The following is a 13,562-nucleotide window of genomic DNA, read 5'->3' as shown; positions in this document are numbered from 1 at the left end:
ACATCTCGAACGACCAAGGCCGCCACCCTGCGGGGTGGCGGCCTTCGGTGTGTTGCGGTGTCAGCGCGAGGCGGAACCCTCGACGTAGTCGGAGTCGCTGTCCTTGATCCAGCTCATGAGTCCGCGCAGCTGCTTGCCGGTCGCCTCGATCGGATGCTCGGCGCCCTGCTTGCGCAGCCGGTTGAACTCCGGTGCGCCGGCGTCCTGGTCGTCGATGAAGCGCTGAGCGAAGTTGCCGTTCACGATGTCGGCCAGCACCGCCTGCATGTTCTCCTTCACGTGCGGGTCGATCACCCGCGGGCCGGAGACGTAGTCGCCGAACTCGGCGGTGTCCGAGATCGACCAGCGCTGCTTGGCGATGCCGCCCTCGATCATCAGGTCGACGATCAGCTTCAGCTCGTGCAGGCACTCGAAGTAGGCGATCTCGGGCTGGTAGCCCGCTTCGGTGAGCACCTCGAAGCCGTACATCACCAGCTGGGACGCGCCGCCGCAGAGCACGGCCTGCTCGCCGAAAAGGTCGGTCTCGGTCTCCTCGGTGAACGTCGTCCGGATCCCGCCCGCGCGCAGGCCGCCGATGGCCTTGGCGTAGGACTTGGCCAGATCCCAGGCCTTGCCGGAGGCGTCGACCTCGACGGCGACCAGCACGGGGACGCCGCGCCCGTCGGCGTACTCACGGCGCACGAGGTGACCCGGACCCTTGGGCGCGACCATCGCGACGTCGACGCCCTCGGGCGGGACGATGTAGTCGAAGCGGATGTTGAAGCCGTGGCTGAAGAACAGGGCGTTGCCCGGCTTCAGGTGCGGCTGGATCTCCTCGGCGTACAGCCCGCGCTGCACCTGGTCCGGCGCGAGCAGCATGACCACGTCGGAGTGCTGCACGGCCTCCGCGACCGTCATGACCTGCAGGCCCTCGTTCTCGGCCTTCTCCCGGGAGGAGGAGCCCTCCCGCAGACCGACGACGACCTGCACGCCGGAGTCGCGCAGGTTGAGGGCGTGCGCGTGCCCCTGGCTGCCGTAACCGATGACGGCCACCTTGCGGCCCTGGATCACCGACAGGTCGGCGTCGTCGTCGTAGAACATCTCAGCAGGCACGGTGTGGATCTCCTTGGTAGGTCGGATTTAGTTGATTAGGAATGTGATTCAGGCCGAACGCCGACCGCGGTCGGTGATCGACCGGCTGCCGCGACCGATGGCCACGAGCCCGGACTGCACCAGTTCGCGCACGCCGTACGGCTCGAGGACGTCCAGCAGCGCGATCAGCTTCTCCGGGGTGCCGGTGGCCTCGATCACGATGGAGTCGACGGCCACGTCGACGACGTTGCACCGGAACAGCTCGGTGATCTGCACGATCTCCACCCGACTCGCCGCGTCGCAGCGCACCTTGATGAGCACGATCTCGCGCTGCACCGAGTGACCCGGCTCGAGCTCGACGACCTTCAGCACCTCGATGAGCTTGTTGAGCTGCTTGGTCACCTGCTCCAGCGCGACCGGGTCGACATCGACCACGATCGTCATCCGCGACACGGTGTCGTGCTCGGTAGGCCCGACGGCCAGGGAGTCGATGTTGAAGCCGCGGCGCGAGATCAGTCCGGCGATGCGCGCGAGCACACCGGGGCTGTTCTCCACCAGGACCGAGAGCGTGTGCCGCGCCATCAGGCGTCTCCTGCCTCGTCGTCGCGATCCCAGACCGGCGTCATCGCCCGGGCCGTGGTCACCATGTCGTTGCTGACGCCGGCCGGCACCATCGGCCAGACCATCGCGTCACGCTCCACCACGAAGTCGATCACGACCGGAACGTCGTTGATCTCCAGGGCCTTCCGGATAGTGTCGTCGACGTCCTCGGCACGCTCGCAGCGCAGGCCCACGCAGCCGTACGCGTCGGCGAGCTTGACGAAGTCCGGCACCCGCGAACCGACCGAGGTGTTGAGGTCGGTGTTGGAGTAACGCTCGTTGTAGAAGAGCGTCTGCCACTGGCGCACCATGCCGAGGCTGGAGTTGTTGATGATCGCGACCTTGATCGGGATGTCGTTGATGACGCAGGTCGCGAGCTCCTGGTTGGTCATCTGGAAGCACCCGTCGCCGTCGATCGCCCACACGGTGCGGTCGGGTTCGCCGACCTTGGCACCCATTGCAGCCGGCACGGCGTACCCCATCGTGCCGAGCCCGCCGGAGTTGATCCAGGAGTTGGGCCGTTCGTACTTCACGAACTGGGCGGCCCACATCTGGTGCTGGCCGACTCCGGCGGCGTAGACCGCGTCGGGCCCGGTCAGGGCGCCGATCCGCTCGATGACGTACTGCGGCGGGATCGCCGTCGCGTTCTCCTCCGGCGCGTAGCCAAGCGGGAAGGTTTGCGCCCAGCCGGTGCTGCGGGTGCGCCACGCGGCGTAGTCGCCCTGGCGGCCGGCATCCTGGTCCGCGCGCACCACGGCCGTCAGCTCCTCGATGACTTCCTTGCAGTCACCGACGATCGGCACGTCCGCGATCCGGTTCTTGGAGATCTCGGCCGGGTCGATGTCGGCGTGCACGACCTTCGCCTCGGGCGCGAACGAGGAGATCTCGCCGGTCACCCGGTCGTCGAACCGGGTCCCCAGCGCGAGCAGCAGGTCCGACTTCTGCAGCGCGGTCACCGCCGCGACCGAGCCGTGCATTCCCGGCATGCCCAGGTGCAGCGGGTGACTGTCGGGCAACGCGCCGCGGGCCATCAGCGTGGTGACGACCGGGATGCCGGTCAGATCCACGAACTGAGCCAGCTCTGCGCTGGCCTTCGCACGGATCACTCCGCCACCGACGTAGAGCACCGGTCGCTTCGACGCGAGCATCAGGTCAGCGGCGGCCCGGATCTGCTTGCTGTGCGGACGAGTGACGGGCCGGTATCCGGGCAGTTCGAACGCGGGCGGCCAGGAGAAGTCGGTCCGGCCGGTCAGCGCGTCCTTGCTGATGTCGACCAGCACCGGGCCGGGCCGGCCGGTGGAGGCGATGTGGAAGGCCTCGGCGAGCGCGCGGGAGATGTCCGCCGCACGCGTCACGAGGTAGCTGTGCTTGGTGATCGGCATCGTGATGCCGCGGATGTCGGCCTCCTGGAAGGCGTCCGTGCCGATGGCCCGGGAGGACACCTGACCGGTGACCACGACGATCGGCACCGAGTCCATCGAGGCATCGGCGATCGCGGTGACCAGGTTGGTGGCGCCGGGTCCGCTGGTCGCCATGCACACACCGACCTTGCCGGTCGCCGCGGCGTACCCCTGAGCGGCGTGACCGGCGCCCTGCTCGTGGCGCACCAGGATGTGGCGCACCTTGGTGGAGTCCATCAGCGGGTCGTACGCCGGCAGGATCGCGCCACCGGGGATCCCGAAGACCGTGTCCACGTCGAGGGATTCCAGGGAGAGGACGAGGCTCTGTGCGCCGGTCACCTCGCGCGGAGGCGCTGCGGGGCGAGCGCCCGCGGGGGGCGCGGGCACTGGGGCGGACGGCTTGTGCGTCACGTTGGTCATCGTTGTCCTCGCGTTCGGTCTGGCCCAGCTGGAACATGGCATGAAAAAGGCCCCCAGCCTTCGCAGGCATTGAGGGCTGGCACGCTCACCGACGGGATGTCAGCGGGCGTGCCTCACAAGTACGAGAATTCGGGCCACGTCCACAGTCTGCAACCGGCTCGCAGCACCGTCAACAATGTGAGACCGACGTCTCATCATTCGAGAACGCCTCCCGGTTGTCAGCGGATCACCGGCGTCGGCACCAGTGATCCGCTGACAACCGTGGGGGTCACAGACCTTCGAGGGCCTCGCCGATCGGGGTGGCCCCGTTGTTGAACTCGATGATCCGGCCGTACGACGCCGGAAGGTCCAGGACGCCGGCGATGACGGCGGCCACGTCGGCGCGGTCGACCGAGCCGCCCTTCACGGAGCCGTCGTTGATCTCGATGCGGCTGGTCGGCTCGTCGTCGGTCAGCGAGCTGGGCCCGAGGATGGTCCAGTCGAGCCCGGTCCCCCGCAGGTATTCGTCCGCGGCCGCCTTCGCCTCGGCGTACGCGAAGAAGGAGTTGTCGTGCGCCACACCGTGATCGGGACCGGCACCGAAGTAGGACACCATCACGTAGCGCGTAGCCCCGGCCGAGACCGTGGCGTTCATGCTGCGGATCGCGGCGTCGCGGTCGACCGCGTAGGTGCGCGCCTCACTGCCGCCGCCGGCGCCCGCGGTCCAGACGACCGCCTCGACACCGTGCAGCAGCTCGGCCATCGCGGGGACGTCCGAGGTCTCCAGGTCGGCGACCACAGGCGTGGCGCCGGTCGCGAGGACGTCCTGCACATGGTCCTCGTTACGGAAGATCGAGCGGACGTCGTGGCCCGCGGCCACCAGGAGCCGGGACAGCGTGAGTGCGACCTTGCCGTGGCCGCCGAAGATGGCGATGGAAGTCATTCGACCACTGTGCCGCATGCACCGCGTCCCCTTCAGGGTGGTTCAGGCGAACTTGCGCAGCTTGCCCAGCATCTCGGGTGCTCCCCGGTCCAGTCGTCGCCCGCCCCACCAGATCCCGACCCCGAGCCCGCCGGAGCCCCAGATCAGTGCGGCCGCGAGCACCACGCACTCCGCGATGGCCGAGTGCCGGGCGAGGACGGCCCCGACGATCACCGGCGCGACCAGGACCGCGGGCACGACGAACATCACGGCGGCGGTGAGGCACCCTCGGGCGCCGCCCCCCGCGTTGCCGGCGAACGGGTTCGCGCCTCGGCGCGTCGCCTGGCCCGGGTCCAACGCTCCCATTGCTGCACCCAGGCCGAGGGAGATCAGCAGCGCACCGACCAACGGCCCGCTGACCGCCAGCCAGGCGGTGTGTGCCCCGACGGCGATCTGCAGGACCGACACCAGGGCGTCGAAGACGAGGACGCTCGCGCCGATCGCGAGAGCACGGCCGGCACGGTCGACCCAGCCGGGTACGCCGGCAACGACCTGCATCCACCACGCCGTGCCGTCGTAGGCGAGGTCGTTCGCTATCAGCACCCCGGCCATGACGGAGGACAGAGCCAGAGGGAGCACTCCGGACGGATGGCTACCGCCCGAGCTGATCAGGGCCGGCAAGACCGGGAGGACCGACACCGCGATGAGCGAGACGGCCTGCATGGTGAGGCGTGGGTCGCGGCGCCAGCCGAGCAGCCGCCGCCGGGCGATCGCGGTCAGGGGACGGGACCGCCTCGACGGGGCGCGCGAGACGCGCACCGTCCCCGCCTGCCTGGGTGCGGTGGTCGTCAGTTCGACGTCGAGCACCCGTTCCCAGAGCGCGACGAGGGTCAGCAACAACGCGGTGGCGAGTGCGAGGTGGAGCAGCGCATCGGCGTACGCGCCGCGGGCGACCTCCCACGGGACGGCCCAGGCCCATCCGAACGGGGTCCACTCCGCGACGGTCGCCGCGTGGTGCGCGGCGGCGGACCCGTGGCTGGACCTCCGGCGCTCGAGGAACTGGTCGAGCACCAACGGCGCGAGGTAGATCAGCGGCAGCACCATGGTCACGAGAAAGCGCGCGCGCCGTCTCCACAGCGACCGGGCGATCACGGAGGTGACCATCCGCGACAGCACCACGCAGGTGGCGGCGCCGAGGAGAGCCGCGGCGGTCGCGGCGAGCGTCGCGGGCACCGACCGGCTCCACACCAGCACCTGTTCGAGGGCGAACGCCGCGGTGACTGCGCCCGGTATGCCGACCAGCGCGGCCAACGTCAGTCCGGGGATGAGGCGGCGGGCACCAAGCGGCAGCACCGAGAAGGCACCGGCGTCCAGCGTGTCGTCCACTCCCGCCATCAGCAATGGAGCGAGCATCCAGAGCAGAGTCACGGTGCTCATCGCCGCGACGGCACCGGACGCGTCGGTCACCGACCCGGCACGCAGACCCACAGCCACAGGCAAGGATGCGACCACCAGGATCGCCGCGACGATCGCTCCGATCAGATAGCTGACCAACCGTGAGGTGTCCCGGCCGAGGGACCGACGCAGGATCGTCAGTTTGAGCCGGATCAGGACTGCAGCCACTGCAACCCGCTTCCGAGCTCGTCCGCGCCCACCCCCGCCAACTGCAGGAACCGCTCGTGCAGGCTCATGCCGCCCTGTACGTCGGACGTGCGCCCCGCGGCGAGCGCCCGCCCGCCGACGATGACCGCGACGTGATCGCAGACGGCCTCGACCAGCTCCATCACGTGGCTTGACATGACCACCGTGCCGCCGCCTGCGACGTACCGGGCGATGACCGCGCGCATCGTCTGCGCGGACACCGGATCGACGGACTCGAACGGCTCGTCCAGGATCAGCACGCGCGGCGCGTGGAGCATCGCGCAGGCAAGCCCGATCTTCTTGGTCATGCCGGCGGAGAAGTCGGCGACCACCACGTTGGCGGCGTCGGCCAGTCCGAGCACGTGCAACAGCTCGGCAGCGCGCTCGGCGATCACCGGGCCGGGCATCGAGCGCAACTCACCGACGAACCGCAGCAATTCCTGCGCGCTCAGGCCGTCGAAGAGCCGCAGGCCGTCCGGCGCGACACCGAACAACGCCTTCGCCGCCACCGGATCGGCCCAGACGTCGTTGCCGAGCACCTGCACGCGCCCCGCGTCGGGGCGCAGCAGCCCGCTCGCCATGAGCATCGAGGTGGTCTTGCCTGCGCCGTTCGGCCCCAGCACCCCGTAGACGGACCCGACCGGGATCTGCAGGGACAGTCGATCCACCGCCACCCGGCCGCCGAAGGCTTTGGAGAGTCCGTCGAAGACGACCGCGTGCTGCACGAGCGCAGTCAACCAGGATCGACGCCCCGCGGGGGTCAACCGCGCGGGGAGGGCCTCCCCGGATCGGGGCGGTCAGTCGCAGACAGCCCCGTTGCTGGCCGAACCGACCAGACGGCGGTACTTGGCCAGCACGCCGCGGGTGTACTTGGGCTCGGGGTGGGTGACGCCCGCAGTACGCCGGCGCGCCATCTCCTCCTCGTCGACGAGCAGGTCGAGGGTGCCCCCTGCCACGTCGAGCCGGATCGGGTCGCCGTCGTGGACGAAGGCGATGGGTCCCTCGTCCACCGCCTCGGGCGCGACGTGCCCGACGCACAGGCCGGTGGTGCCTCCGGAGAAGCGACCGTCGGTCAGTAAGAGCACGTCCTTGCCCAGCCCGGCGCCCTTGATGGCACCGGTCACGGCGAGCATCTCGCGCATGCCCGGGCCGCCCTTGGGTCCCTCGTACCGGATGACGACGACGTCCTTCGGCTTCAGCGAGCCCTCGGACACGGCATCCATCGCGGCGCGTTCGCCGTCGAAGACCCGTGCCGTGCCCTCGAACACGTCGCTGTCGAAGCCGGCCGACTTCACGACCGCGCCCTCCGGTGCGAGCGAGCCCTTGAGGATCGTCAGTCCGCCGGTGCGATGGATGGGTTCGTTCATCGCGCGGATGACCTTGCCGTCGATGTCCGGCGGCGGCACGTCGGCGAGGTTCTGGGCCATGGTGCGCCCGGTGACGGTCAGGCAGTCGCCGTTCATCAGCCCGGCGTCCAGCAGCGCACGCATGACGACGGGCACCCCGCCGACCTTGTCGATGTCGGTCATCACGTAGCTGCCGAACGGCTTCACGTCGGCCAGGTGCGGCACCCGGGACCCGATCCGCTGGAAGTCCTCGATCGAGAGGTCGACGTCGGCCTCGTGCGCGATCGCCAGCAGGTGCAGCACCGCGTTGGTGGACCCGCCGAACGCCATCACCACGGCGATGGCGTTCTCGAACGCCTCCTTGGTCATGATGTCGCGCGCGGTGATGCCCCGGCGCAGCATCTCCACGACGGCCTCACCGGACTTGCGGGCGAACCCGTCGCGGCGCCGGTCTGTCGCCGGCGGTGCGGCGCTGCCGGGCAGCGACATTCCGATGGCCTCGGCGACGGACGCCATCGTGTTGGCGGTGTACATGCCACCGCAGGCACCCTCGCCCGGGCAGATCGCGCGTTCGATGGTGTCGACGTCCGCGCGGCTCATCAGACCCGCAGCGCAGGCACCGACCGCCTCGAACGCGTCGATGATCGTGACCTGCTTCTCGGTGCCGTCCGACAGCTTCGCGATGCCCGGCAGGATCGAGCCGGCGTAGAGGAAGACACTGGCCAGATCGAGGCGTGCGGCAGCCATCAGCATGCCGGGCAGCGACTTGTCGCATCCCGCGAGAAGCACTGTGCCGTCGAGACGTTCGGCGCTGACCACCGTCTCGACGGAGTCGGCGATGATCTCGCGGCTGACCAGCGAGAAGTGCATCCCCTCGTGGCCCATCGAGATGCCGTCGGAGACGCTGATGGTGCCGAACTCCAGCGGGTAGCCGCCGGCGGCGTGCACGCCGTCCTTGGACGCCTTCGCGAGCCGGTCGAGCGAGAGGTTGCAGGGCGTGATCTCGTTCCAGGAGCTGGCCACGCCGATCTGCGGCTTGGCCCAGTCCTCGTCGCCCATCCCGACCGCGCGCAGCATCCCTCGGGAGGCGGTCTTCTCCAGGCCGTCGGTGACGTCGCGGCTGCGGGGCTTCAGATCAGGGGTCCCAGACATGCCCGGCAGCTTATTCCGCCGGGCCGGCCACCCGCCGCACGGTCTCAGACCCGGCGTCGGCGTCCGGTACGGGGGGCTCGGCGTCGTCCTCGTGCGTCGTACGCCGTCCCGTCCTGCGGGCGGCCACCGCGTCGTAGGCCCGAAGCATCCACGACTCGGTCATCAGGAGCAGCAACGGGTAGTAGGTCGTGGCCGGGATCGCCAGGGTGATGACCAGGGCAAACCCGAGCAGCACCGCACTCACCACCGACGGCTCCATCTGGGGCAGGCCCACCCCGTCGGCCAGAGACGGTCGGCGCCGAATGGTGCGGACGGTCAGACCGATGACGACCATGCTCACCGTGATCGTGCCGATGTAGAGGACCTTGACGACGGCCTGATGACCCGCCTCGGCGACCAGCGCGGTCGGGAAGGGCAGGAACACGATCGTGAGCGTCCAGAGGACGAGCAGCCACGACACCGTCGCGTCCGCATCCTGCAGGTGACGCACGGCGCGGTGCTGGGCGAACCAGAGCCGGGCGATCACCGCGAAGCTGAGCAGGAAGGACCAGATCTGCGCCTGGTGGACCCGCAGGAGATCGGCCACGGACCCTGACCCGGTGACCCCGGAGGCAAGATCCGCCAGCGGCAGCACGAGCAGGGTGATCGCGATGGCGACGATCGCGTCGATGAAGGTGAGCAGTCGCTCCAGGTCTCGCCCACGCTCTGACTGCAGGGGTTCGTTCGGCACACCTCAGAGTAGGCGGGGGCCTCCACGGCGGTGTCGGTGTGAAGCGGGAGGAGGTGCCCACCGTCGACCCGCCCGAGGGGTCTCACCGTGCACACCTCCTCCCGCCGCACATACGGCCGCCGGTCAGGACGAGACGGGAACGGCCTCGCCGATCTGGGGGGCGGCCTCGGTCGCGACGTGCTTCGCCGGACGGCGGTCGGCCCGCCCCGGCAACGCCCACGCCGTGAGCGCCGCACCGGCGACCGCGACGAGAGCGGCGACGAGGAATCCGTGCGTCATGGCGTTGGTGAACGCCTGGTGCGCCGCATCGGTCACGCTCGCGGCGTACGGACCGGCCTGCGCCGCAGTCGCATCCGCCGCCGCAATCGATCCTCGAGCGGGCTGCACGATCGCGCCCGGCAGGTGGGCGTCCGCCGCGGCAGACGTGAAGTTCGTCCGGTACGCCGCCGTCACGAGGCTGCCGATCACGGCCACGCCGAGACTGCCGCCCAGCTCCTGCACGGTGTCGTTCACGGCACTGCCCACCCCGCGCTCGCGCTCGGGCAGCACACTCATGATCGACTCCCCGGCAGGCGCGAGGGCGAGCCCCATACCGGTGCCCATCAGTGCCACCCCGACGGAGACGTGCACGACCCCGGTGGTCGGGGTGAGGTTGTGCAGCGACAGCAGACCCGCTCCCATGAAGAGGAGTCCTGCCGGGATGACGATCCGAGCGCCCAGGCGGGCTGCCAACGGGCTGCTGAGCGGTGCCGCCACCAACACCGCGGCGGCGAACGGCAACGCGCGAAGGCCCGCCGACAGCGGGCTGTAGCCGTGCACCAGCTGCAGGTACTGGGTGAGGCCGAACAACGATCCGAACAGCGCGAAGAAGATCAGGGCCACCGACCCGGCAGCGGCCGAGAAGGCGCGGTTCGCGAAGATGCGCACGTCGATGAGCGGGTCCGCGGCGGTGAGCTCCCGGGCGATGAATGCCGCGAACAATACTGCGGCACCGACCAGTTCGGCGAGCGTGAGACGGGCGGTCCATCCTCGGTCCCCTGCCTCGATCACCGCGTCGATCAGCGCCAGCATGCCGAGTGCGGACAGCACCGCACCGCCGACGTCCAGGCGCGGGCGTCGTCCGGTCGCGCTCACCTGCGGCGACATCGTCGGCACGACGGTGACCACGGCGACCAGGGCCACCGCGACGAGCGGCACGTTGATCCAGAAGACCGAACTCCAGGAGAAGTGCTCCAGCAGGAAGCCTCCGAGGGTGGGTCCGACGACGATGGCGATGCCGGCGACCCCGGACCATGCGGCGATCGCGCCGGCGCGTTCCTTGGCCGGGAAGACGCTGGTGAGGATGGACAGCGTCGCCGGCATGACGAACGCCCCGCCGACACCCATCACGGCCCGGCAGGCGATCAGCGCCTCCGCGCTCCCGGACAGTGCCGCCGCAACTGAGCCCGCGCCGAAGATCGTCAGGCCGAGCAGGAGGGCGCCGCGTCGTCCGAACCGGTCGCCGAGCGCGCCGGCCACGATCAGCAGGGCGGCGAACGCCAGCGTGTACCCGTCGGTGATCCATTGGAGATCCGTGCTGGAGGCGTGCAGGGCCTTGGCCAGCGACGGCAGTGCGGTGTTGAGGACGGTGTTGTCCACGACGACGATCAGCAGCGACAGGCACATGACGCCCAGCACCTGTCGGCGTCGTGGGTGGCCCGCGGCGGGGTTGGCGGTGACGCTCATCGGATGCTCCTTGGAAAGTTAACGTCTGTTGCCTTACGTCTGTAAGTTTTACTCCTTGAACTAACACTTGTAAAGTCACCTCATGACGATGATCGACCGACCACGCAACCCACGCGGGCAGGGCGCGGCCCTGCGACCGGAGATCGTGGCCGCGGCGGGCCGGATCCTCGACCGGGAGGGTCGCGACGAAGCGATCACCCTGCGTGCGGTCGCCCGCGAGGTGGGGATCTCCGCCCCGTCGATCTATGCGCACTTCCCGGACCGGGACGCCATCGTGCTCGCCCTGATCGACGAATCCTTCGATGAACTCCGACTCTTCACGCAGCGCGCCATCGAGGCCGGACAGCAGGACCCGGTCAGCCGCCTACGCCAAGGCTGCTCGGCGTACCTCAGGTACGCCGAGAAGTCACCGCACCGGTACCGGCTGCTGTTCGGGAGCTTCCGTACCATGACCGATGAGTTGAAGGCCGATGACGACCCGGGGATGCGCGCGTTCCATGTGCTGGTCGACGGAATCCAGGCCTGCATCGACTCCGGCGACTCGGTCAGTCCCGACGCCGAGAGCGACGCGAGCGCGCTGTGGGCCGGACTGCACGGATGCGCCATGCTCATCGTCGACCAGCACATCCTGGACTGGGACGTCGCGTTGGAGCACATGGTCACCGCGCTCGCCCGGCTCACCCGCTGAACTCGCGCCCACCCCTGACACCGGCGCAGGTCGGTCCGAGGGACGCAGGCCGACGTGTGTCTCCCGGGCTCACCTGCGCCACGGTCGGCATCGCTGCAGGGGCCTGTCCGCATGGCGCGACGGCCCGTCGTACGCCGTGATCCAGCCTGAACAATGCGCGGATGCGTTTCTTCCTCGCGCACCGCTTCGGCATGCCTGCCATGCCTGTCCGGGGTGACAGAGACACCCGAGCCACCCCGACAGCGCCCGGCCCCCGGCCCGAGCGGTCGCTGGTGGCGCCGATCGAGAGCTGAGGCCTCAGTCGGCGCGAGCGGTGTGTACGGCTCGTAGCTGCGCCCCGCCGTTCGCGAGCTGGTCCCACTCGCCGTCGATATCCAGCACGGCGACCGTGCACGTCGGGTATCCCCGCTCGAGCTCCTCCAGGGCCTCCGCGTCGCCCTGACCGTCGGCCAGGCTCGCGGCGAAGTGGGGTATGCCGGGGGCGTGCCCGACCATCACGACCGTCTCGGCCTTCGGGTCCGCCTCGTGCAGGACCTCCAGCAGCGCGGACGGGTCGGCGTTGTAGATCCGCTGGTCGTGCTCGACGATGGCGCCGATCGCGGCCGCCTCGACGACGGCCGCCCAGGTCTCGCGCGTGCGGGTGGCCGTGGAGCAACGGGTCTCCTGGGGCCGGATGTCGGCGTCCTTGAGCCAGCGCCCGAGGGCGGCCGCGTCCTGGTGCCCGCGATCGGTGAGCGGACGGTCGTGGTCCGGGGTGTCGGCATCGCCGCCGGCGGCCTGGGCGTGTCGGATGAGGACGAGTCGGTGGCGGTCGGTCGTCATGCCACCGAGCATGTCACTGTGCGGGACCCGGCGGCGGATCGCCCACCCGCCGGGCATTGGCGCCCGCCAGGAACATCACCAGCAGCCCGCCGAGCAGCCACCAGCCGAGCGTGCCCGCCGGCCGCAGTACGTGATCGCGGTGGAAGTAGACGACGTCCCGCACCAGGTCCACGCCGGCGCCGCCGGGCAGCTGGTGGACGACGGCTCGGGTAATCGCGGGCAGCGAGGCGTCGGACGCGGCGTACGGTCCGCTGAACGTCGCCAGCATCAGGGCCGGGAGCACCGCGCCGCCCGGCCCGAACACTCCGATGGCAGCGAACGTGAGGACCGCGCTCACCCCGGCCACCAGGGCGCAGGCGAGCGCGAGCGGAAGCCACGGCGCGCTGAGCGAACGGGTCCCCGAGACGACCAGCCAGGCCCCGAACGCCCCCGACCCGAGCGAGAAGACGATGGCGGCGAGCAGGGTCCGACGCAGACGGGAGAAGCCCGTTCGCCGGCCGTGCAGCCACGCCCCGAGGGCGGCGGCGATGACGAAACCGCTGACGGACTGGCACAGCACGAGGTACCCGCTCACCTGCCCGCGCGGGTCGCCCGGCTGGGTGGGCGCGACGTCCCGGACGGCGGCAGCACGTCCCTGGGCGGCTTCGTCCGCTCGCAGGATCGCGGTCGACGCGGCGACGTCGGCTGCATCGGCCGCGGAGTCGGTGAGGATCGCGTCGGAGGCCTGATCCGGGGTGAAGACCAGCACCGCCGACGCGTCGCCGTCCGCGAGGTCGCTCTCGGCGGCGGTGCGGTCGGAGGCGACGAACGCGCGCAGCGGATGTCCGTCGAGCGCGTTCATGCGGTTGGCGATCCCCCCGGCCACATCACGGTCCGCGCTGGCCACGAGCACCTTCGGGCCGCGACCGGCGTGGTCGCCGGAGAGTCCGACGTAGGCGATCGTGAGCAGGGCCTGGATCGCGAGCACGACGACGGCCGCGGCGAGCAGGACGGCGACGTACCAGAGGCCACCGCGACCGGTCCGCTGGGCACTCCCCTCGCCGGCCCCGCCCTCGTTCGCCATCGG

Annotated in this window: 12 protein-coding genes; 1 reads left to right on the top strand and 11 read right to left on the bottom strand. The window is 70.2% G+C overall.

Translation table 11 applies throughout. The features are described from left to right. Positions 1-60: 60 nt before the first annotated feature. The 9 genes from ilvC to JOB34_RS12665 all read right to left on the bottom strand — a co-directional run bounded on the left by ilvC (position 61) and on the right by JOB34_RS12665 (position 10,986). The gene (ilvC, locus tag JOB34_RS12705; protein ID WP_208053091.1) at positions 61-1,080 is read right to left on the bottom strand and encodes a ketol-acid reductoisomerase; all 1,020 of its coding nucleotides are present in this window, start codon (positions 1,078-1,080) and stop codon (positions 61-63) included. 60 nt (positions 1,081-1,140) lie between these two features. Then, positions 1,141-1,653, bottom strand: coding sequence for an acetolactate synthase small subunit (gene ilvN / locus JOB34_RS12700; RefSeq protein ID WP_208053059.1), 513 nt, complete (start codon positions 1,651-1,653; stop codon positions 1,141-1,143). Then, positions 1,653-3,491, bottom strand: a complete 1,839-nt coding sequence (locus JOB34_RS12695; RefSeq protein WP_208053058.1) for an acetolactate synthase large subunit — start codon at positions 3,489-3,491, stop codon at positions 1,653-1,655. The genes ilvN and JOB34_RS12695 overlap by 1 nt, the downstream gene beginning before the upstream one ends. A 268-nt stretch (positions 3,492-3,759) precedes the next feature. Next, the gene (locus JOB34_RS12690; RefSeq protein WP_208053057.1) at positions 3,760-4,413 is read right to left on the bottom strand and encodes an SDR family oxidoreductase; all 654 of its coding nucleotides are present in this window, start codon (positions 4,411-4,413) and stop codon (positions 3,760-3,762) included. A 42-nt stretch (positions 4,414-4,455) separates the two neighbouring features. Beyond that, the gene (locus tag JOB34_RS12685; RefSeq protein ID WP_208053056.1) at positions 4,456-6,015 is read right to left on the bottom strand and encodes a hypothetical protein; all 1,560 of its coding nucleotides are present in this window, start codon (positions 6,013-6,015) and stop codon (positions 4,456-4,458) included. Beyond that, a complete protein-coding gene (locus JOB34_RS12680; protein WP_208053055.1) occupies positions 6,000-6,758 on the bottom strand; it encodes an ABC transporter ATP-binding protein in 759 nt (252 codons plus the stop codon). The genes JOB34_RS12685 and JOB34_RS12680 overlap by 16 nt, the downstream gene beginning before the upstream one ends. A 72-nt stretch (positions 6,759-6,830) precedes the next feature. Beyond that, positions 6,831-8,531 (bottom strand): dihydroxy-acid dehydratase, encoded by a 1,701-nt coding sequence (gene ilvD, locus JOB34_RS12675; RefSeq protein ID WP_208053054.1) that lies wholly within the window; start codon positions 8,529-8,531, stop codon positions 6,831-6,833. A gap of 10 nt (positions 8,532-8,541) precedes the next feature. Next, entirely contained in the window at positions 8,542-9,261 is a 720-nt protein-coding gene (locus tag JOB34_RS12670; RefSeq protein WP_208053053.1) for a TMEM175 family protein, read from the bottom strand. A 123-nt stretch (positions 9,262-9,384) separates the two neighbouring features. Further along, on the bottom strand, positions 9,385-10,986 hold the full coding sequence (locus JOB34_RS12665; protein ID WP_208053052.1) for an MFS transporter: 1,602 nt from the start codon (positions 10,984-10,986) through the stop codon (positions 9,385-9,387). A gap of 82 nt (positions 10,987-11,068) precedes the next feature. On the opposite strand from JOB34_RS12665, the gene JOB34_RS12660 reads away from it, so the two are divergent. Then, positions 11,069-11,674: a TetR/AcrR family transcriptional regulator gene (locus tag JOB34_RS12660; protein ID WP_208053051.1), complete on the top strand. Its 606-nt coding sequence runs from the start codon at positions 11,069-11,071 to the stop codon at positions 11,672-11,674. 297 nt (positions 11,675-11,971) lie between these two features. Here the strand turns inward: JOB34_RS12660 and JOB34_RS12655 are convergent, their stop codons facing one another. After that, positions 11,972-12,496, bottom strand: a complete 525-nt coding sequence (locus tag JOB34_RS12655) for a histidine phosphatase family protein (protein WP_208053050.1) — start codon at positions 12,494-12,496, stop codon at positions 11,972-11,974. Positions 12,497-12,509: 13 nt separating this feature from the next. Beyond that, a complete protein-coding gene (locus JOB34_RS12650) occupies positions 12,510-13,559 on the bottom strand; it encodes a hypothetical protein (protein ID WP_208053049.1) in 1,050 nt (349 codons plus the stop codon). Between the last annotated feature and the right edge of the window lie 3 nt (positions 13,560-13,562).

It is taken from the genome of Allobranchiibius sp. GilTou38 (assembly GCF_017565325.1).
Classification (GTDB): domain Bacteria; phylum Actinomycetota; class Actinomycetes; order Actinomycetales; family Dermatophilaceae; genus Allobranchiibius; species Allobranchiibius huperziae.
The sequence above is the reverse complement of the archived record's forward strand: the minus strand, read 5'-3'. Positions and strand labels throughout refer to the sequence as shown.